Raw genomic sequence first — 21,108 nt, forward strand, 5'->3', positions numbered from 1 at the left:
GGTCACGGTGAGTGACGACGGGACTCGGCCCGTGCAGAGAGCTAACTCGAACTTCATCCCGGGAATCCCCCCGGCCTGGACGGAAGGTGACGAGTGGGCGTCGAGATTCGGGTCGAAGGACTGACCAAGTCCTTCGGCAGTCAGGTGATCTGGCAGGACGTGTCGTTGACCCTGCCCGCGGGAGAGGTCTCCGTGCTCCTCGGGCCCTCGGGTACCGGCAAGTCGGTGTTCCTCAAGTCGCTGGTCGGGCTGCTCAAGCCGGAACGCGGCAACATCTGGATCGGGGACCGCAACCTGCCGTACCTGCCCGAGGGGCAGCTCTACGAGACCCGCAAGCTGTTCGGCGTGCTGTTCCAGGACGGCGCGCTGTTCGGGTCGATGAACCTGTTCGACAACATCGCGTTCCCGCTGCGGGAGCACACCAAGAAGTCCGAGTCCGAGATCAAGCGCATCGTCATGGAGAAGATGGAGATGGTCGGCCTGCTCGGGGCCGAGAAGAAGCTTCCCGGCGAGATCTCCGGCGGTATGAAGAAGCGGGCCGGCCTGGCCCGCGCGCTGGTCCTGGACCCCGAGATCCTGCTGGTCGACGAGCCCGACTCCGGTCTGGACCCGGTCCGCACCGCGTATCTGAACCAGTTGATCATCGACCTGAACGCGCAGATCGACGCGACGTTCCTGATCGTGACCCACGACATCAACACGGCTCGGACCGTTCCCGACAACATCGGCCTGCTGTTCCGCCGCGAGCTGGTGATGTTCGGTCCCCGCGAGATGCTGCTGTCCAGCGAGGAGCCGGTCGTCCGGCAGTTCCTGAACGCGCGCAAGCAGGGCCCCATCGGCATGTCCGAGGAGAAGGACGTCTCCGAGCTGGAGGCCGAGGCCAAGGCCGGCATCGACCCGGGCCGGCTCCCTCCGATCCCGCCGCAGTTGCTGACCAGCGACGGCCGGATCCGCAAGGCCCAGTCACCCCCCGGCGCCTGGCTGCGCGCGCACGGCATCCAGCCGCCCCCCGGCTCGTTCATCGACGAGCTCGGCCGCAACTGGCTCGAGGAGTGGCCGCGGTACGTGGCCGCCGGCAACAACCATGTCGGCGCTCCCGCCGGTCCGTCCCAGAGCCCGCCCCCAGGCCCGCAGTTCTCTCAGGGGTCGAAGGGCGGTCCGCCCCCCAGGAGGCACTAGGACATGACAACTCCTGGTACCGGCGCCCCCCGGCGCAGGGATCAGACCAGGACCACCACCACCGGAACACGCGGCGCGAGCCGTTTCAGCAAGATCGGCGATGGCGTGGCCGACATCGCCATCAAGGAGCCGGGCCGTTTCTTCGCCCTGTGCCTTGACACGTTCCGTGCCATGTTCAAACGCCCTGTCCAGTGGCGTGAGTTCATCGAGCAGTCCTGGTTCATCGTCAGTGTGACGGCGATCCCGACGATGCTGGTGGCCATCCCGTTCGGAGCGATCCTGTCGCTCCAGGTGGGTGGCCTCATCCGGCAGCTCGGCGCGCAGTCCTTCACCGGGGCCACCGCCGTGGTGGCGATCGTGCGCGAGGCCAGCCCGCTGGTCACCGCGCTGTTGATCGCCGGCGCGGCGGGCTCGGCGATGTGCGCCGACATCGGCTCCCGCAAGATCCGCGAAGAGATCGACGCCATGGAGGTGCTGGGGATCAATCCCCTGCACCGCCTGGTGGTGCCCCGGATGCTGGCGTGCGCGTTCATCGGCCTGTTCCTCAACGGCCTCGTCTCGGTGGTCGGCCTGATGGGCGGCTATCTGTTCAACGTGGTGCTCCAGGACGGGACGCCGGGCGCCTACCTGGCCTCGTTCAACGCCATGGCCCAGTTGCCCGACCTGCTGCAGGCGGAGGTCAAGGCGTTCGTCTTCGGCCTCACCGCCGGGCTGGTCGCGGCCTACAAGGGCCTGAACGCCAAGGGCGGCCCCAAGGGTGTGGGCGACGCGGTCAATCAGACCGTGGTCATAACGTTCATGTTGCTTTTCCTGGAGAACTTCCTGATCAGCGCCCTGTACTTCCAGCTCGTCCCGCAGAAGGGGATGTGATGGCGCGTACGGGGAAAAGGGGCACCGTCGTCGGGAAGGCGGTCGGCGTGCCCCTGGAGAAGGTCGAGGACCTCGGCCACCAACTGTCGTTCTACGCGCGGGCGTTCGCCTGGTTCTTCCGGGTGCTGCGCCGCTACCGGACCGAGGTGCTGCGGCTGCTGGCCGAGGTGAGCCTCGGCACCGGCGGGCTCGCGGTGATCGGCGGCAGCGTGGCGATCGTCGGCTTCATGACGTTCTTCACCGGCAGCCAGGTCGGTCTGCAGGGCTACAACTCCCTCAACCAGATCGGCACGGCCGCCTACACGGGGTTCGTGTCGTCGTTCTTCAACACCCGCGAACTGGCCCCGCTGGTCAGCGCGCTGGCGTTGTCGGCGACGGTCGGCTGCGGGTTCACCGCCCAGCTCGGCGCGATGCGGATCTCCGATGAGATCGACGCGCTGGAGGTCATGGCGGTCCCGGCCATGCCGTACCTGGTGACTACCCGGCTGATCGCCGGGATGATCGCGGTGGTCCCGCTGTACGTGGTGGGCCTGCTGGCCTCGTACCTGGCGACGCGGCTGGTCGTCACCACCTTCTACGGGCAGTCGGTCGGGACCTACGACCATTATTTCAATCTGTTCCTACCGCCGACCGACATTCTCTGGTCGTTCGGCAAGGTGATCGTCTTCTCCATTCTCGTCATGTTGATCCACTGCTATTACGGGTTCCACGCCACCGGCGGCCCGGCGGGGGTCGGCGTCGCGGTGGGGCGCGCGGTGCGGACCAGCATCGTCACCATCAACGTCGCCAACCTGTTCCTCGGCATGGCGATCTGGGGCACGACGGTCTCCGTGCGGATCGCGGGGTGACGGCACGATGACGCACGTCGGACCGGCCGGGCGGAGTCCGCTCTCGCAGCGGGCCCGCCACCGGATCTATGGGATCGCGATGATCGTGGTGATCGTCCTGTTGCTGGCGCTGACGGTGGCGTTCTACAACAAGGCGTTCACCCGGGTCGTCCACGTGAAGGTGCAGACGCAGCGGGCGGGCCTCCAACTGCTGCCGCACTCGGACGTCAAGGTCCGCGGGCTGATCGTCGGCGAGGTGCGGGGCTCCCGCGCCACCGCCGACGGCGCGGTGCTGGACCTGGCGCTGGACCCGGACAAGGCCGAGCTGATCCCGGGCAACGTCACGGCACGGCTGCTGCCCAAGACGCTGTTCGGTGAGAAGTACGTGGACCTGAACATCCCGCGGGACCGGGGCGCCTCCGGCCTCCGCGCGGGCACGGTGATCCGTCAGGACACCTCGCAGGCCACCGTCGAGGTCAACCAGGTGCTCGACAACCTGCTGCCGCTGCTGCAGGCGGTGGAGCCGGCCAAGCTGAACGCCACCCTCAACGCCCTGGCCACCGCGCTGCAGGGGCGCGGCGACCAGATCGGCCGCAACCTGGAGCAGGTCGACACGCTGCTGCGGAAGGTCAACCCCGACCTGCCGACGCTGGTGTACGACCTCAAGGCGCTGGCGGACGTCGCCGACGTCTACAACGCCGCGGCCCCGGACCTGCTGCAGACGATGCGGAACCTGAACGTCACCAACGAGACGATCGCCGACAAGCGGCAGACCATCGAGGAGCTGATCCCGGCGGTGACCGGCCTGTCGGTCAAGGGCGACCGGTTCCTCAAGGAGAACGGGCCCAAGCTGGTCGGCGTCAACATCGCGAACCGGCAGGTGTTGGAGCTGTTCGCCAAGTACTCCCCGTCGCTGCCGTGCGTGTTCGACGGCGTGATGGCGCTCAAGCCCCGGGCCGAGGAGGCCGGCGGCGGCAAGAACTCGACGTTCAACCTGACCATCGAGATCGTCAAGCCGCGACCGGCGTACAAGCGGATCGACCTGCCGGAGGCCAAGGACAACCGGAACCCGCGCTGCTACGGCCTGCCGAACCCGAAGACGCCGTTCCCGGACTACCTGGCGCTGGACGGCACCGAGGACGACCTGTGGTGGAAGGACCCGCACGACCCGGATCAGCCGCTGCCGCCCGGGCACCGCAACCGGCCCGCCTCGGGGGTGTTCGTGGACCCCGGCGGCGCGATGTCGAGCAAGGACCAGATCAAGAGCATCGTCGGGCCGCTGACGCGGACCCCGGCGGACGAGGTGTCGGACGTGGCGGTGCTGCTGTACGGCCCCATCGTGGGTGACGGATCGGTGGTGACGCTCCGATGAGGACCGCGGGCGCCGCCCTCAAGCTGGGCGTCTTCGTCACCGTCACCTCGCTGGTGACCGGGATCCTGGCGATCACCATCGCCAACATCCGGTTCACCTCCACCCACGAGTACAAGGCGATCTTCACCGACGCGGCCGGGCTGCTGGAGAACGACGACGTCCGGGCGGCCGGCGTCCGGGTCGGTCAGGTGGAGGGCATCCGGCTGCACCGGGGGACCGAGGCCGAGGTCACCTTCCGGATCAACAAGGAGGGCGTCTTCCGGACCGGGCTGCCGCGCAACGTGGAGCTGAACCTGCGGTACCGCAACCTGGTCGGACAGCGCTACATCGAGATCACCGAGGACACGCCCGGCCCCGCCGGGGTCTACCTGCGGGCCGGGGAGACCATCCCCAAGGAGCGCACCCACCCGGCGCTCGACCTGACCACCCTGTTCAACGGCTTCCGCCCGCTGTTCCGGGCGCTGGAGCCGCAGGAGGTCAACACGCTGGCGATGCAGATCGTCCAGACGCTCCAGGGGGAGGCCGGCACCGTCAACAGCGTGCTGGCGCACGTGGCCTCGCTGACCGGCACGCTGGCCGACCGCGACCAGGTGATCGGACGGGTCATCGACAACCTCAACACGGTGCTGGGCACCATCGACCGGCGGCACGACCAGGTCAACAAGCTGATCACCGACCTGCGCGGACTGGTCGGCGGGCTGGCCGCCGACCGGGCGGCGATCTTCGACTCGGTCGCCGCGATCAATCAGCTCACCGGCACCACCACCGACCTGCTCAAGGACGTGCGACCCGGCCTGAAGAACGACATCGCCGGGCTGAACAGGCTCACCGACACGCTGGCCGACAACGGCAAGGACCTCGACCGGTTCTTCGAGCGCACCCCGCACCGGATGGAGGAGCTGATGCACGCCTCCTCCTACGGCTCGTGGTTCAACTTCTACCTGTGCGGGATGGACGCCCGGATCGCCCTTCCGGGCGGCCCGGTCTACCAGACGCCCCGGATCCAGAACGAGAACGCGAGGTGCAAGTAGCGATGAAGCCGTTCCGGGAGCGCAATCCGGTGCCGATCGGTCTGGCGTCCTTCGCGGTCCTCGGGGCGCTGGCGTTCGCCGCCGCCAACATCGGCGACCTGCCGATCATCGGGGGCGGCACCGAGTACAGCGCGCAGTTCAAGGAGGCGGCCGGGCTGCGCAGCGGCGAGGAGGTCCGGATCGCGGGTGTCAAGGTCGGCAAGGTCACCGGCATGGACCTCGTCGGCGACCACGTGAAGGTCACCTTCGAGGTCGACGAGGGTGTCCGGCTGGGCGACCGCACCGGCGCCGAGATCAAGATCAAGACCATGCTGGGCTCGCACTACCTGGCGCTCAAGCCGCACGGCGGCGGCAGGCTGCGCGAGGAGATCCCGGTCGCCCGGACCGCCGTCCCCTACGAGGTCGTCCCCGCCATCAACGACCTGAGCGAGCGGATCGGGCAGATCGACCACAAGCAGGTGGCGCAGTCGTTCCAGGTCCTGTCGGAGACGTTCGAGAACTCCCCCGAGGAGATCCGGGCGTCCCTCAAGGGGCTGCGGCGGCTGTCGGAGACGATCTCCTCCCGGGACACCGAGCTGCACGAGCTGGCCGGCCGCGCCCGCAGCGTCTCCAAGCTGCTGGCCGACCGCAACGCCGACTTCGCCCGGCTGATCGAGGACGCCGACGTGATCCTGCGGGAGGTGCGCGCCCGGCGGGAGGTCATCCACCAACTGCTGGTCCGCACCGTGCTGCTGTCCCAGCAGGTGAACGCGCTCATCTCCGAGAACGAGGCGGAGCTGAAGCCGATGCTGGCCAACCTCGGCCGGGTCAACGACATCCTGCTCCGCAACCAGAAGAACCTGGACCGGCTGATCGAGCTGTCCGGGGCGGCCACCCGTCAGGGCGCCGACGCCACCGGCTCCGGCCGGTGGTTCGACTCCTACATCCAGAACCTGATCCCCGTCCCGGCCTCCCTCCAGAACTCGCCCGGCGGCGACGGCGGCCAGGGCGAGCGCGGCCCGGGCGGGGACGGCGGACAAGGCGGGCAACCGGGGGGCGGGCAGCCGAGCACCCCACGGCCCAGCAAGGACAACCCGCTGCCCTTCCTCCCGTGAGCAGGCAGGTCATCACCGTGCGCAACTTCGCTAGCATCCTCCGGCTCGGCGTCGCGATCGGCGTCGTCGCGGCCCTGGTCGCCGCGGGTGTCGTGCTGACCCGTGAACCGGAGCGGCACCATCTGTCGGCCTACTTCGACCGGGCCGTCGGTCTGTACCCCGGCGCGGACGTCCGGATCCTCGGCATCCCGGTCGGGAAGGTCACCGAGGTCACCCCCAAGGGCGACTCGGTCCTCGTCGAGATGACGTACGAGGCCCGCCGCAAGGTCCCCGCCGGCGCCAAGGCCATGATCGTCAGCCAGACCCTGGTGTCGGACCGGTTCGTGCAGCTCGCCCCCGTCTACAAGGGCGGGCCCACGCTGCGGGACGGCGTGACCCTCGGCACCGACCGCACCGAGGTGCCGGTCGAGGTCGACCAGGTCGGCGGCAGCCTGAACGACCTGAGCAAGGCCCTCGGCCCCCAGGGCGCCAACCGCGACCAGTCGCTGTCGAGGCTGTTGCAGGTCGGCGCGGACACGCTCCAGGGCCAGGGCGACGACCTGCGCCAGACGATCGCCGACACCTCGCGGATGCTGTCGACGCTGTCCGAGGACCGCGGGGACGTGGCCGCCACGATCAAGAACCTCAAGGTCATCACGGACGCCATGGTCGCCAGCGACCGGCAGATCCGGCAGTTCAACGAGCATCTCGCCGGCGTCTCCGGGCAGCTCGCCGGGGAGAAGGAGGAGCTGAGCGCCGCGCTCAACACCCTCGGCCCCACGCTGCGCAACGTCCAGCGGTTCATCAAGGACAACCGGGGCGGGCTGTCCACCAACGTGCGGCAGCTCGCGCAGGTCACCGGGGTGCTGGTCAAGCAGCGCAAGGCGTTCACGGAGTTCCTGGAGCAGGGGCCGCTGTTCATCAACAACCTGGCCCGCGCCTACGACCCGATCAGCGGCACCATCGGCACCCGGGCCAACCTGTCGGTCAACTTCAGCAACCTGGCCGACTGGATCTGCTCGCTGACGTACTCGGTGGGCACCCCGGCCAAGCAGTGCCTGAACTTCCTGGGGCCCGTCAACGGTCTGGGGAAGGCCCTGTCGCATCTGAGCCTGGACCTGTCCTGGATCACCGCGCTGACGACGCACTACGACCCCGAGCCGATCCCGCCGGACGCGTACGGGCCCAACGACCCGCGCAACCCGCGCACGGGCGGCCAGGGCGTGACCGGCGGCGGCCGGCAGAACCCCGACGGCGACACGCAGCGGCGCGGCGGCGACTTCCGCTCGCTGCTGCCGGGAGGTGGCCGATGAGCCCGCTGGGACGATGGGCGGCCGTCACGACGGTCTGCGCGCTGGCGCTGTCCGGCTGCGGCTTCCGCGGGGTGGACTCCCTCCCGCTGCCGGGCGGCCCCGACCTCGGCGACCGGCCGATCACGGTGCGGGCCGAGTTCGCGAACGTCCTCGACCTGGTGCCCCAGTCGGTGGTCCGACTGAACGACGTGGCCGTCGGCAAGGTCACCGAGGTCGAGTTGGAGCGCGGCACCACCGCCGGGCGCTCCTGGCACGCGGTGGTCACGTTCAAGATGCGCCGGGACGTGAGGCTGCCCGACAACGCCCGCGCCGGCATCAGCCAGACCAGCCTGCTCGGCGAGAAGTTCGTCGCGCTGTCCGCCCCGGTCGGCGAGGCCCCGTCGGCGAACCCGCTCGGCGACGACGACCTCATCCCGCTCACCCGCACGGGCCGCGGCGCCGAGATCGAAGAGGTCCTGTCGGCGATGTCGCTGCTGCTCAACGGCGGCGGGCTGGAGCAGGTCTCCACCATCACCCGGGAGCTGAACGCCGCGATGAACGGGCGGACGGCCACCATCAAGTCGGTGCTGCACCGGGTCGACACGTTCGTGGGCACCCTGGACACCAACCGGGGCGCCATCGTCCGCGCCATCGACAGCATCGACCGGCTCGGCAAGCGGCTGGCCGACGAGCGCGTCACCATCGCCGACACCATCGAGAAGGCCGGTCCGGCGGTCGACATCCTGCGCCGCAACCGGGCGGACCTCACCAAGATGCTGGTGAGCCTGGACCGGCTCAGCAAGACCACGGTCAAGGTGATCGACGACTCGCAGGCGGACCTGCTGGCCAACCTCCGGTCGCTGGACACCACCCTGCGCAACCTGAACAAGGCCGGCGCGACCCTGCCGAAGTCGCTGGAGACCCTGAGCACCTTCCCGTTCCCCGCCACGTTCGACAACGTGATCCGGGGCGACTACGCCAACATCCACCTGTCCCTCGACCTGGACATGAAGAACCTCGCCCAGAACCTGCTGGGCGGCACCGCTCTGGAGCACCTGGTCAAGCAGGGCGAGCAGATGCGGCTGATGCTCAAGCCGCCGAGCCTGAGCGTTCCGCAGCCTCCGCTGGGCGTCCTCCCCGACCTTCCCGCGGGCCCGGGAACGGGCGGCGCCGGGGGAGGCGACGGGTCCACCCCGACGCCGACCACCACACCGAGTCCCACCCCCAGCGGCTCGCCGACCGGCGGCGGGGGTCTCCTCCCGCTGCCCCGGGCGATGGCCCCGGCGGGCGCGCACGGCGATCTCTACACGTTGATGACCGGGGGGTACCAGTGATCCTCAAGCGCGGGGTCAAGATCCAGTTGCTGGCCTTCCTGCTGATCACGGTGGTCGGGGTCAGCGTGGTCGCCGTCCGCTACGTCGGGCTCGGCCGCAGCGCGCTGGGTCGGGAGTACACGGCGTACGTGGACCTCACCGACTCCGGCGGGGTGTTCACCAACGCCGAGGTGACCTACCGGGGTGTCGAGGTCGGTCGCGTCGGCCCCATCGAGCTGACCGACACCGGCATCCGGGTCAGGCTCAAGCTGCGGACCGGCAAGAAGATCCCGTTCGACGGAACGGTCGCGGTCGTCGGCAACCGGTCGGCGGTCGGCGAGCAGTACATCGACCTGCAGCCCACCAAGAAGCCCGACGCGAGCGGCGACGTGCCCGGCCCCTACCTGGGCGACGGCGGCCGGTACGACACGATCGCCAAGGAGAACACCCGGCTGCCGGTCGGCACCGCCGAGCTGCTGCGCAACGTCGACAACCTGGTCTCCTCGGTGAACCCGCGGCATCTGCGGACCATCGTGGACGAGCTGCAGCGGGCGTTCAACGGCTCCGCCGCCGACCTCCAGGCCATCCTCGACGACACCGATCGGCTGCTGAAGACCGCCGAAGAGGCGTACCCCGACACGCGCGACCTGTTGAACAACGGCCGGACGGTGCTGGACACCCAGCGTTCCCAGGGCGGGCACATCCGCCGGTTCGCCCGCAACCTGAACGTGCTCACCGGGCAACTCCGCAAGGACGACCCCGCGCTGCGCAAGACCCTGGACGCCACGGTCCCGTTCACGGCGGAGACGAGCAGGCTGATCGACGACCTGTCGCCGACGCTGCCGGTGCTGCTGGCCAACATGACCACCACCGGACAGATCATGACCTCCCGGATCGCCGGGCTGCGGTCGCTGTTCATCCTCTACCCGGTCACCCTGGCGGGCGCGTTCACCGTGACCCCCGACGACGGCACCCAGCACCTCGGTCTGGTGCTCAACCTCGACTCGCCGGAGCCCTGCACCCGGGGCTACGAGCACGTCAAGAAGCGCTGGCCCCAGCGCACCGGGCACGAGGAGCCCCGGCTGGACGTCGGCTGCAAGGAGCCGAAGGACTCCGAGAAGGTCGTCCGCGGCTCCCGCAACATCCCCACGCAGGACCGTCAGCCGTTCCCGAAGGTCCCGCCGGGCGCGACCAACGGCGCCGGATTCCCGGAGGGCGGCGCGAAGAGGCCCGCCGACGGCGGCGACTCGGGGGACACCGGTGACGCGGGCGACTCGGGTGACGCGGGCGCCGGTCCGGCGGCCGCGCCGACGACCAACGGCGGCGTGACCACCGTGAGTGGTAACAGCCTGTATGTGCCTGTTTCGTCCGGATCGGTCGAATTGGCCGGGTACGATCCATCGACCGGGGCCGTGTACGGGCCGGACGGCACGCGGTACCTGCTGGGCTACACCGGTGGCCAGCAGCGTCTGCTGGGCGACGCCTCTTGGAAGATGCTCCTGCTCGGACCCCTGGCGCGATGAAGGAGGAATCCACCGCGTGAAGATCAGGCCATCGTCCCGCCGGGACACGGCGCGCACCGTGCACATCCCGGTGGTGACCGGGCTGCTGAGCGTCGCCGTCGCGGTGCTCACCGTGTTCACGGTGCTGCTCGGCGTGTCCTGGTGGCGTGCGAACCAGGCGGAGGACGAACGGGTCGAGGCCATGCGGTCCGCCCGCCAGACGGCCGTCAACCTCCTGAGCATCGATCATCGCAACGTCCAGAAGAGCCTCGCCCAGGTCCAGGGCGGCCTCACCGGCGAGGCGAGGGACCAGTGGGGAACGATGTCCAAGGACATCGCCCAGACCGCCCAGCGCACCCGCACCGTCAGCACCGTGCAGGACGTCCGGGCCGGCGTCGTGTCGATGGACGGCGACTCCGCCGAGGTGATCGTCTCGATCACCGCGTTGGCCACCAGTCCGGAGGTCAAGCAAGGCCAACCCCGCTATCAGCGCTGGCGCTTCGACCTCACCGAGACCGGCGGGCGCTGGCTCGTCTCCAACATGAGGCTGGTCGCATGAGCCGGGACCGTGACACCCTCCCCACCGACCGGGCCCGCAAGGCCCGCGAGGCCGCCCGACGCGCCGAGGAGCTCGCCGAGCAGGCCCGCCTGGCGGCCGAGGAGGCCATGGCCGCCCTTCAGGCCGCCGAAGCCGAGGCCGCCGAGACGGACGAGCCCGCCCAGAGCGAGGACGGCCCCCCGGAGGCCACGGAGACGACCGGAGCCGCCGAGCGGCCGATCGGCGTCGAGCCGGGAGTGACCGAGGCCAACGGGACCACCGAGATCTCTGAGGCCAATGGGGCCGAAGAGACCGACGCGACCAAGCGGGCCGTAGAGGCCCCCGCCCTCAGCCCCGACGTACCCCTCACCCAGGAGGCGGCCCTCAGCCCGGAGACGGACGTCGTCCCGGAGGCGGCCCTCGACTCCGAGGCACCCGTCGCCCGCGAGGACTCCGCCACGGAGACGGCCCACGGCCCCGACGCGGATGCCGTCGCCGAGGCGGGTGTCGTCTCCGTGGCGGAGGATCTCGACGCCGACGCCGACGCCGACGCCGACGCGGACGCCGACGCCGACGCCGACGCCGACCTCGCCCCCGACGCGGACCTCGACCCCGAGGCCCTCGCCTCCGACGCGGACGTCCCCCCCGACGCGGATGCCGTCGCCGAGGCGGGTGTTTTCTCCGTGGCGGAGGGCCTCGACGCCGACGCGGACGTCGCCCCGGAGGCGGACGCCGACGCGGATGCCGTCGCCGAGGGGGGTGTCGTCTCCGTGGCGGAGGACGTCGACTCCGGCGAGGACGTCGATTCCGTGGCGGACCTCGCCCCCGACGCGGACCTCGCCCCCGTGGCGGACGTCGCCCCCGAGGCGGATGCCGTCGCCGAGGAAGGTGTCGTCTCCGTGGCGGAGGACGTCGACTCCGATGAGGACGTCGATCCCGAGGCGGGTGTCGACGGCTTGGGGGAGGAGGTCGACGAGGCCGCTGCCGAGTCCAGGCGCGTCATCGTGCGGGGCGGGCTGGGCACGTCCGGCGTCGTCCTGCTGGTGGTCGCGATCGTGCTGGCGGGGCTGGTGGGGTGGCTGTTCTGGGAGAACCGGCAACTGGACCGTTCGGACGAGACCCGCAAGCAGGTGGCCTTCGCAGCGGCCCAGGCGGCGCAGGATCTGTCCACCTACGACTACCGCACGGTGGACTCCGACCTGAAGCGGGCCGCCGGGCACACCACCGGCAAGTTCCGCGAGGACTTCGTTCGGCTGTCGCAGCAGGTGGCCGCCCAGGCCCGCAAGGAGCAGACGGTCACCGGCGGGGTGGCGCTCAAGACCGGTGTCGAGCAGCTCGACGGCTCCAAGGCGGTGGCGCTGGTGTTCCTCAACCAGGAGACCGCCAAGACCGACAACGTGCAGCGGCTGCCGCACCACTACGCGCTCCGGTTGACCATGAAGAAGGTCGGCGATCGCTGGCTGGTGGAGCGGCTCCAGGTGCTGTAGCCGCCGGTGGCGCCGGGTTCGTCCCGATGCGCCACGGCCACGGCCCCGTTCCGGACTCGCCCGGAACGGGGCCGTGGCGTGTCTGGGGCAACCGCCTCCGCCCCTCCCCCTAAACTATGGCTTTCCTCACTGCTGGTCAGGGGGCGAAATACCGCTGGCCGGTCTTGACTCCCGGGCCCGGACGGGCGATGCTGCGAGGCAACTGTGATGCATACTGCGGCGCCAGAGTTGTCAGCGGTGTGGCACTCGGCTACACTGCTCCTTTGCGCTGCCCTCTGACTATCCTCGTGCAAGAAATCAACCGTGCGCGGTCCGCGACGCGGAACCTGCCCCTGGAACTTGCTCGGCGATCGTCATGCCTGCGCGCCGTCAGTACCGCCGCGAGCCCTCGGAAGGACCACTCTTGGCAGCCTCGCGCAACGCCTCGAACACCGCAACCGGTCCGAACCGCGTTTCCTTCGCGCGTATCAAGGAACCACTCGAAGTCCCGGACCTCCTCGCCCTGCAGACCAACAGCTTCGACTGGCTGCTCGGCAACGAGAGGTGGAAGTCCCGCGTCGAGGCCGCTAACCAGGCCGGTGGCCGGAGCGTCCCCACGCAGTCGGGTCTCGAGGAGATCTTCGAGGAGATCAGTCCCATCGAGGACTTCTCCGGGACCATGTCCCTGTCGTTCCGGGACCACCGGTTCGAGCCGCCCAAGTACTCCGTGGAGGAGTGCAAGGACAAGGACATGACCTACTCCGCCCCGATGTTCGTCACGGCGGAGTTCATCAACAACTCGACCGGCGAGATCAAGAGCCAGACGGTCTTCATGGGTGACTTCCCGCTCATGACCCCCAAGGGCACCTTCATCATCAACGGCACCGAGCGTGTCGTGGTGTCGCAGCTCGTGCGCTCGCCCGGGGTCTACTTCGACCGCTCGCTCGACAAGGCCAGCGACAAGGACATCTACGGCTGCAAGGTCATCCCCAGCCGTGGCGCCTGGCTCGAGTTCGAGATCGACAAGCGTGACAACGTGGGCGTCCGCATCGACCGCAAGCGCAAGCAGCCGGTGACCGTGCTGCTCAAGGCGCTGGGCTGGGACGAGGCCCGGATCCGTGAGCACTTCGGGTCCTACGAGTCGATGAACGTCACCCTGGAGAAGGACCACACCTCCGGGCAGGACGACGCCCTGCTGGACATCTATCGCAAGCTCCGTCCGGGCGAGCCGCCGACCAAGGAGTCGGCGCAGACCCTCCTGGAGAACCTCTACTTCAACCCGAAGCGGTACGACCTCGCCAAGGTCGGCCGGTACAAGGTGAACAAGAAGCTGGGCCTGTCCCTGGACATGAACCAGGGCACCCTGACCGAGGACGACATCGTCGCCACGATCGAGTACCTCGTCCGGCTGCACGCCGGCGAGGACGAGGGCGTGCTGTCCGCGGCCGGTGACGGCAACGGGCGTCAGGTCCCGATCGAGACCGACGACATCGACCACTTCGGCAACCGGCGACTGCGCACGGTCGGCGAGCTCATCCAGAACCAGGTCCGTCTCGGCCTGGCCCGGATGGAGCGCGTCGTCCGCGAGCGGATGACCACTCAGGACGTCGAGGCGATCACGCCGCAGACCCTGATCAACATCCGGCCGGTGGTGGCCTCCATCAAGGAGTTCTTCGGCACCAGCCAGTTGTCGCAGTTCATGGACCAGACCAACCCGCTGGCCGGACTGACCCACAAGCGCCGTCTGTCGGCGCTGGGGCCGGGCGGTCTGTCCCGTGAGCGGGCCGGGTTCGAGGTCCGTGACGTGCACCCGTCGCACTACGGCCGGATGTGCCCGATCGAGACGCCGGAAGGGCCGAACATCGGCCTGATCGGCTCGCTGTCGGCGTACGGCCGGGTCAACCCGTTCGGCTTCGTGGAGACCCCGTACCGCAAGGTCGTCGACGGTCGGGTCTCCGAGCAGATCGACTACCTGACCGCCGACGAGGAGGACAGGTACGTCAAGGCGCAGGCCAACTCGCCGCTGAACGAGGACGGAACGTTCTCCGAGGCCCGCGTGCTGGTCCGCACCAAGGGCGGCGAGATCGAGTACCTGCCGCCCCGCGACGTCGACTACATGGACGTCTCGCCGCGGCAGATGACCTCGGTCGCCACCGCGATGATCCCGTTCCTGGAGCACGACGACGCCAACCGCGCGCTGATGGGCTCCAACATGCAGCGGCAGTCGGTGCCGCTGCTGCGCAGCGAGGCGCCGCTGGTCGGCACCGGCATGGAGTACCGTGCCGCCACCGACGCCGGCGACGTGATCCTCGCGGAGAAGGCCGGCGTGGTGGAGGAGGTCTCCGCCGACTACGTCACCGTGATGAACGACGACGGCACCCGCACCACCTACCGGGTCGCCAAGTTCAAGCGGTCCAACCAGGGCACCTGCTTCAACCAGAAGCCCATCGTCCTCGAGGGCGAGCGGGTCGAGGTCGGGCGGGTCATCGCCGACGGGCCGTGCACCGACCAGGGTGAGATGGCGCTCGGCAAGAACCTGCTGGTGGCGTTCATGCCCTGGGAGGGGCACAACTACGAGGACGCCATCATCCTGTCCCAGCGCCTGGTGCAGGACGACGTCCTGTCCTCGATCCACATCGAGGAGCACGAGGTCGACGCCCGCGACACCAAGCTGGGCCCCGAGGAGATCACCCGGGACATCCCGAACGTCTCCGAGGAGGTGCTGGCCGACCTCGACGAGCGCGGCATCATCCGGATCGGCGCCGACGTCGTTCCCGGCGACATCCTGGTCGGCAAGGTCACCCCGAAGGGCGAGACCGAGCTGACCCCCGAGGAGCGGCTGCTGCGCGCGATCTTCGGCGAGAAGGCCCGCGAGGTGCGGGACACCAGCCTGAAGGTGCCGCACGGCGAGCAGGGCAAGGTCATCGGCGTCCGGGTGTTCTCCCGCGACGAGGGCGACGAGCTGCCGCCGGGCGTCAACGAGCTGGTCCGGGTGTACGTGGCGCAGAAGCGCAAGATCACCGACGGGGACAAGCTCGCCGGCCGCCACGGCAACAAGGGCGTCATCTCCAAGGTGCTGCCGGTCGAGGACATGCCGTTCCTCGAGGACGGCACCCCGGTCGACATCGTGCTCAACCCGCTGGGCGTGCCCGGCCGGATGAACGTCGGCCAGGTCCTGGAGACGCACCTGGGCTGGGTCGCCAGCCGGGGCTGGAAGGTCGAGGGCGACGACGCGGAGTGGAAGCGTCAGCTCAAGGCCATCGGCGCCGACGCGGCCGAGCCCTGGACGAACGCCGCGACCCCGGTGTTCGACGGCGCCCGCGAGGAGGAGATCGTCGGTCTGATCGAGAGCACCCTGCCCAACCGGGACGGCGCGCGGATGGTCGGCCCCGGCGGCAAGGCCAGGCTCTTCGACGGCCGTACCGGCGAGCCCTTCAAGGACCCGATCTCGGTCGGCTACATCTACATCCTGAAGCTGCTCCACCTGGTCGACGACAAGATCCACGCTCGGTCGACCGGCCCCTACTCCATGATCACGCAGCAGCCGCTGGGCGGTAAGGCCCAGTTCGGCGGCCAGCGGTTCGGGGAGATGGAGGTCTGGGCGCTGGAGGCGTACGGCGCCGCCTACGCCCTGCAGGAGCTGCTCACCATCAAGTCCGACGACGTCCTCGGCCGTGTGAAGGTGTACGAGGCCATCGTCAAGGGCGAGAACATCCCGGAGCCGGGCATCCCGGAGTCCTTCAAGGTGCTGATCAAGGAGATGCAGTCGCTGTGCCTCAACGTCGAGGTGCTCTCCAGCGACGGCATGTCCATCGAGATGCGTGACACCGATGAGGACGTCTTCCGCGCCGCGGAGGAGCTCGGCATCGACCTGTCCCGGCGTGAGCCGAGCAGTGTCGAAGAGGTCTGAGGACTGAGGGGACAGATAGACAGTGCTGGACGTCAACTTCTTCGACGAGCTCCGGATCGGCCTGGCGACCGCCGACGACATCCGTCAGTGGTCGCACGGCGAGGTCAAGAAGCCCGAGACGATCAACTACCGGACCCTCAAGCCGGAAAAGGACGGGCTCTTCTGCGAGAAGATCTTCGGTCCGACCCGGGACTGGGAGTGCTACTGCGGTAAGTACAAGCGGGTCCGGTTCAAGGGCATCATCTGCGAGCGCTGCGGCGTGGAGGTCACCCGCGCCAAGGTGCGTCGTGAGCGGATGGGCCACATCGAGCTGGCCGCCCCGGTCACCCACATCTGGTACTTCAAGGGCGTGCCCTCGCGGCTGGGTTACCTGCTGGACCTGGCCCCGAAGGACCTCGAGAAGATCATCTACTTCGCGGCGTACATGATCACTTCGGTGGACGCCGAGAAGCGCGACCGCGACCTGCCCACGCTGGAGGCCCACATCTCCGTGGAGCGCCAGCAGATCGAGCAGCGCCGCGACGCCGACGTGGAGGGTCGCCAGCAGAAGCTGGAGGCCGACCTCGCCGAGCTGGAGGAGGCCGGGGCCAAGGCCGACGCCAAGCGCAAGCTGCGCGACTCGGCCGAGCGGGAGATGAAGCAGTTGCGCGACCGCGCGCAGCGCGAGATCGACCGTCTCGACGAGGTGTGGAGCCGCTTCAAGAGCCTCAAGGTCCAGGACCTCGAGGGCGACGAGATGCTCTACCGCGAGATGCGGGACCGCTTCGGCAAGTACTTCGAGGGCGGCATGGGCGCCCGCGCCATCCAGGCGCGGCTGGAGAACTTCGACCTCATCGCCGAGGCCGAGAAGCTCCGCGAGATCATCCGCACGGGCAAGGGCCAGAAGAAGGCCCGCGCCCTCAAGCGGCTCAAGGTGGTCTCGGCGTTCCTCAACACCCGCAACAGCCCGCTGGGCATGGTGCTGGACTGCATCCCGGTGATCCCGCCGGACCTGCGTCCGATGGTGCAGCTCGACGGCGGCCGGTTCGCCACGTCCGACCTGAACGACCTGTACCGGCGTGTGATCAACCGGAACAACCGGCTCAAGCGGCTGCTCGACCTGGGCGCTCCCGAGATCATCGTCAACAACGAGAAGCGGATGCTGCAGGAGGCCGTCGACGCGCTGTTCGACAACGGCCGCCGCGGTCGCCCGGTCACCGGGCCGGGCAACCGTCCGCTGAAGTCGCTGTCGGACATGCTCAAGGGCAAGCAGGGCCGGTTCCGGCAGAACCTGCTGGGCAAGCGCGTCGACTACTCCGGCCGTTCGGTCATCGTGGTCGGCCCGCAGCTCCGTCTGCACCAGTGCGGTCTGCCCAAGCAGATGGCGCTGGAGCTGTTCAAGCCGTTCGTGATGAAGCGGCTGGTCGACCTCAACCACGCGCAGAACATCAAGTCCGCCAAGCGGATGGTCGAGCGGGCCCGCCCGGTCGTGTGGGACGTGCTGGAAGAGGTCATCACCGAGCACCCCGTGCTGCTCAACCGCGCGCCGACCCTGCACCGGCTGGGCATCCAGGCGTTCGAGCCGCAGTTGGTGGAGGGCAAGGCCATCCAGATCCACCCGCTGGTCTGCACCGCCTTCAACGCCGACTTCGACGGCGACCAGATGGCGGTCCACCTGCCGCTGTCGGCGGAGGCGCAGGCCGAGGCCCGGATCCTGATGCTGTCCACCAACAACATCCTCAAGCCCTCCGACGGCAAGCCCGTCACCATGCCCACCCAGGACATGGTGATCGGCCTGTACTGGCTGACCACCGAGAAGGAGGGCGGCCAGGGCGAGGGGCGTTCGTTCACCTCCATCGCCGAGGCCGTGATGGCCTACGACCGGGGCGAGCTGGACCTGCAGGCCAAGGTGCAGCTCAGGCTCAAGGACGTGCAGCCGCCGCGCGACTGGACGGCGCCCGAGGGCTACGAGCCGGGCCGGCCGGTCCGGCTGGAGACCACGCTGGGCCGCGCCCTGTTCAACGAGACGCTGCCGGGCGACTTCCCCTTCGTGAACTACGAGGTGGGCAAGAAGCAGCTCTCGGCGATCGTGAACGAGCTGGCCGAGACCTACCCCAAGGTGGTCGTGGCCGGGGCGTTGGACGAGCTGAAGGACCGCGGGTTCCACTGGGCCACCCGGTCCGGCGTGACCATCGCGATCGACGACGTGGTGGCGCCGCCGAACAAGGCGGAGATCCTCGGGGGCTACGAGCGCCAGGCCGACAAGGTCCAGCGCGAGTTCGACCGCGGTCTGATCACCGACGACGAGCGCCGTCAGGAGCTCATCGAGATCTGGACCAAGGCGACCGTCGAGGTCATGGACGACATGACCAAGGCGTTCCCGAAGACCAACCCGGTCTGGATGATGGTCCAGTCCGGCGCGCGCGGTAACCCGCTGCAGGTGCGGCAGATCGCCGGCATGCGCGGTCTGGTCTCCAACCCCAAGGGCGAGACCATCCCGCGGCCGATCAAGTCCTCGTTCCGCGAGGGCCTGTCGGTGGTCGAGTACTTCATCTCGACCCACGGCGCCCGTAAGGGCCTGGCCGACACCGCGCTGCGGACCGCCGACTCCGGGTACCTGACCCGTCGTCTGGTGGACGTCGCCCAGGACGTCATCGTCCGCGACACCGACTGCGGCACCGACCGGACGATCCCGTTCCGGGTGGCCGACAAGCTGTCCGACGGCACGCTGGTCAAGCCGCCGACGTCGGAGACCAGCCTGGTCGGCCGGACGATCGCCGAGGACGTCGAGGTCGACGGCACGGTGATCTTCACGGGCGGCACCGACCTGTCGGACTCGGTGATCACCCGGCTGGTCGAGGTGGGTGTGGAGGAGGTGCGCACCCGCAGCTCGCTGGTCTGCGAGTCCAAGATCGGCGTGTGCGCCGCCTGCTACGGCCGCAGCCTGGCCACCGGCAAGCTGGTGGACGTCGGCGAGGCGGTCGGCATCATCGCGGCCCAGTCCATCGGTGAGCCCGGCACCCAGTTGACCATGCGGACGTTCCACACCGGCGGTGTCGCCGGGGCGGACATCACGCACGGTCTGCCGCGTGTCCAGGAGCTGTTCGAGGCCCGCATCCCCAAGGGTGTGGCGCCGATCAGCGAGGTGGCCGGCCGGGTCAAGATCGAGGAGACCGAGAAGACCCGGAAGATCATCATCGTTCCGGACGACGGCTCCGACGAGATCGCCTACCCGGTGCCCATGCGGTCGCGGCTGGAGGACGGGGTCCGCGAGGGCTCGCACGTCGAGGTCGGCAAGCAGCTCATCGCGGGTGCCCAGAACCCGCACGAGGTGCTCCGCATCCTCGGCCCCCGCGCCGTGCAGCTCCACCTGGTCCAGGAGGTCCAGGAGGTCTACCGGTCGCAGGGCGTGTCGATCCACGACAAGCACATCGAGATCATCGTCCGCCAGATGCTCAAGCGGGTGAACATCCTCGAGTCGGGCGACACCGACCTGCTCCCGGGCGACCTGGTGGAGCGTCCCCTCTTCGAGGAGACCAACCGCCACGTCGTGGCCGAGGGCGGCACCCCGGCGGCGGGCCGTCCGGTCCTGATGGGCATCACCAAGGCCAGCCTGGCGACCGAGTCGTGGCTGTCGGCGGCGTCCTTCCAGGAGACCACCCGGGTCCTCACCGAGGCGGCCATGCACGCCAAGAGCGACCCGCTGCTGGGCCTCAAGGAGAACGTCATCATCGGTAAGCTCATCCCGGCCGGTACGGGCATGCCCCAGTACCGCAACGTGCGGGTCGAGCCCACCGAGGAGGCCAAGGCCGCGGTGTACTCCGTCGGCTCCTACGACGAGGGCGCCGAGTACGCCTTCGGCCAGGGCTCCGGCGAGGCCGTGCCCCTGGAGGAGTACGACTTCGGTCAGTACAACCGCTAGCGGTGACGACGCGCAGGGCCCCTTCCGGTTCACCCGGGAGGGGCCCTGCGCCTTTTCCGGGGAACGCCCTCAGCCGAACCGTACGAAGACCGCGGTGGCGTCGTCGTGCGGCTTGCCTCGGCGGGTCGCCCGTTCGGCGGGCGTCTCGGCGGCCTCGGCCAGACGGGTCCGGCGGATGAGTTCGGCCGGGCCCTCCCGATCGAGGAGATCGAGGAGGCCGCGCCAGTCGAGGAGGCCGAAGCGCTCCACGAGCCGGGAGGCCCCGTCGCTGAGCACCGCCGCACGCCGGACCCGTGACGCGTCCACGGAGCCCGTGAGGGCCTCATAGGCGGCCTCGGGCCGGGTCTGGGCGACCCAGAAGCCCGACGGGTGGTTGCGCAGCTCTCGTACGGCCTGTGTCGTGTACGAGGGCAGCCTGGACGTTCGGTCGTCCACGATCGCCTCGACGCGGTCTCCCAGGTCGATCAGGACGGGGGAGTCGGCCAACACGAGCCAGTCCAGGCGTCCGTTCAGCGCGCGGAGGATCGCGGCGGTGGCCGAGGGGCTGTCGGGATTGGTCAGGTCGCAGCGATCTCCGTGCGCGCGGCGGGCGTCCTCGATGGTCTCGGCCAGCAGCTCGGGGAGGGGCGCGCCGGTCCCGACGGTCAGCCGCCGCGCCAGCCCGCCGGCCAACCGGTCCGCCAGCCACGCGGGGCCGTGCGCGCAGCCGGAGTCCACGTCGGGTCGGGCGGTCGCCCCGTCGATCACCACGGCCCAGCCGTCGCCGGTGACCACGCGGTCCTCGTTGGGCAGGCCGGGTGTGGCCTCGGTGGCGTGGACGGCCGGCATGGATCC

At 69.4% G+C, this 21,108-nt stretch carries 14 protein-coding genes; 13 read left to right on the plus strand and 1 reads right to left on the minus strand.

The annotated features are described in order from the left end of the window. Positions 1–93 precede the first annotated feature (93 nt). The 13 genes from DFJ69_RS17590 to DFJ69_RS17650 all read left to right on the plus strand — a co-directional run bounded on the left by DFJ69_RS17590 (position 94) and on the right by DFJ69_RS17650 (position 20,274). A complete protein-coding gene (locus DFJ69_RS17590; RefSeq protein WP_116023600.1) occupies positions 94–1,179 on the plus strand; it encodes an ABC transporter ATP-binding protein in 1,086 nt (361 codons plus the stop codon). A 3-nt stretch (positions 1,180–1,182) separates the two neighbouring features. Next, a complete protein-coding gene (locus DFJ69_RS17595; RefSeq protein ID WP_116023601.1) occupies positions 1,183–2,049 on the plus strand; it encodes an MlaE family ABC transporter permease in 867 nt (288 codons plus the stop codon). Next, positions 2,049–2,897, plus strand: coding sequence for an MlaE family ABC transporter permease (locus tag DFJ69_RS17600; RefSeq protein ID WP_116023602.1), 849 nt, complete (start codon positions 2,049–2,051; stop codon positions 2,895–2,897). Before DFJ69_RS17595 ends, DFJ69_RS17600 begins: the two co-directional genes overlap by 1 nt. Positions 2,898–2,904: 7 nt before the next feature. Further along, positions 2,905–4,248, plus strand: coding sequence for an MCE family protein (locus DFJ69_RS17605; RefSeq protein WP_116023603.1), 1,344 nt, complete (start codon positions 2,905–2,907; stop codon positions 4,246–4,248). Next, on the plus strand, positions 4,245–5,279 hold the full coding sequence (locus DFJ69_RS17610; RefSeq protein WP_116023604.1) for an MCE family protein: 1,035 nt from the start codon (positions 4,245–4,247) through the stop codon (positions 5,277–5,279). Before DFJ69_RS17605 ends, DFJ69_RS17610 begins: the two co-directional genes overlap by 4 nt. Positions 5,280–5,281: 2 nt before the next feature. Next, complete coding sequence (locus DFJ69_RS17615) at positions 5,282–6,373, plus strand: MCE family protein (protein WP_116023605.1); 1,092 nt, start codon at positions 5,282–5,284, stop codon at positions 6,371–6,373. Next, complete coding sequence (locus DFJ69_RS17620; protein ID WP_116023606.1) at positions 6,370–7,665, plus strand: MCE family protein; 1,296 nt, start codon at positions 6,370–6,372, stop codon at positions 7,663–7,665. The genes DFJ69_RS17615 and DFJ69_RS17620 overlap by 4 nt, the downstream gene beginning before the upstream one ends. Further along, the gene (locus tag DFJ69_RS17625; RefSeq protein ID WP_116023607.1) at positions 7,662–8,978 is read left to right on the plus strand and encodes an MCE family protein; all 1,317 of its coding nucleotides are present in this window, start codon (positions 7,662–7,664) and stop codon (positions 8,976–8,978) included. The genes DFJ69_RS17620 and DFJ69_RS17625 overlap by 4 nt, the downstream gene beginning before the upstream one ends. After that, a complete protein-coding gene (locus DFJ69_RS17630; protein ID WP_116023608.1) occupies positions 8,975–10,480 on the plus strand; it encodes an MCE family protein in 1,506 nt (501 codons plus the stop codon). The genes DFJ69_RS17625 and DFJ69_RS17630 overlap by 4 nt, the downstream gene beginning before the upstream one ends. A gap of 16 nt (positions 10,481–10,496) precedes the next feature. Further along, on the plus strand, positions 10,497–11,018 hold the full coding sequence (locus DFJ69_RS17635) for a hypothetical protein (protein ID WP_116023609.1): 522 nt from the start codon (positions 10,497–10,499) through the stop codon (positions 11,016–11,018). Beyond that, positions 11,015–12,484, plus strand: a complete 1,470-nt coding sequence (locus DFJ69_RS17640) for a hypothetical protein (RefSeq protein ID WP_116023610.1) — start codon at positions 11,015–11,017, stop codon at positions 12,482–12,484. The genes DFJ69_RS17635 and DFJ69_RS17640 overlap by 4 nt, the downstream gene beginning before the upstream one ends. Positions 12,485–12,887: 403 nt before the next feature. Continuing rightward, positions 12,888–16,373 (plus strand): DNA-directed RNA polymerase subunit beta, encoded by a 3,486-nt coding sequence (gene rpoB, locus DFJ69_RS17645; protein WP_116023611.1) that lies wholly within the window; start codon positions 12,888–12,890, stop codon positions 16,371–16,373. 22 nt (positions 16,374–16,395) lie between these two features. Continuing rightward, positions 16,396–20,274 carry a DNA-directed RNA polymerase subunit beta' gene (locus DFJ69_RS17650; protein WP_116023612.1) on the plus strand — a complete coding sequence of 1,293 codons (3,879 nt, stop codon included), beginning with the start codon at positions 16,396–16,398 and terminating at the stop codon, positions 20,272–20,274. A 69-nt stretch (positions 20,275–20,343) separates the two neighbouring features. On the opposite strand, the gene DFJ69_RS17655 is transcribed toward DFJ69_RS17650, so the two are convergent. Next, positions 20,344–21,102 (minus strand): protein phosphatase 2C domain-containing protein, encoded by a 759-nt coding sequence (locus DFJ69_RS17655; RefSeq protein ID WP_116023613.1) that lies wholly within the window; start codon positions 21,100–21,102, stop codon positions 20,344–20,346. Positions 21,103–21,108 lie beyond the last annotated feature (6 nt).

It is taken from the genome of Thermomonospora umbrina (assembly GCF_003386555.1).
GTDB classification, from domain to species: Bacteria; Actinomycetota; Actinomycetes; order Streptosporangiales; family Streptosporangiaceae; genus Thermomonospora; species Thermomonospora umbrina.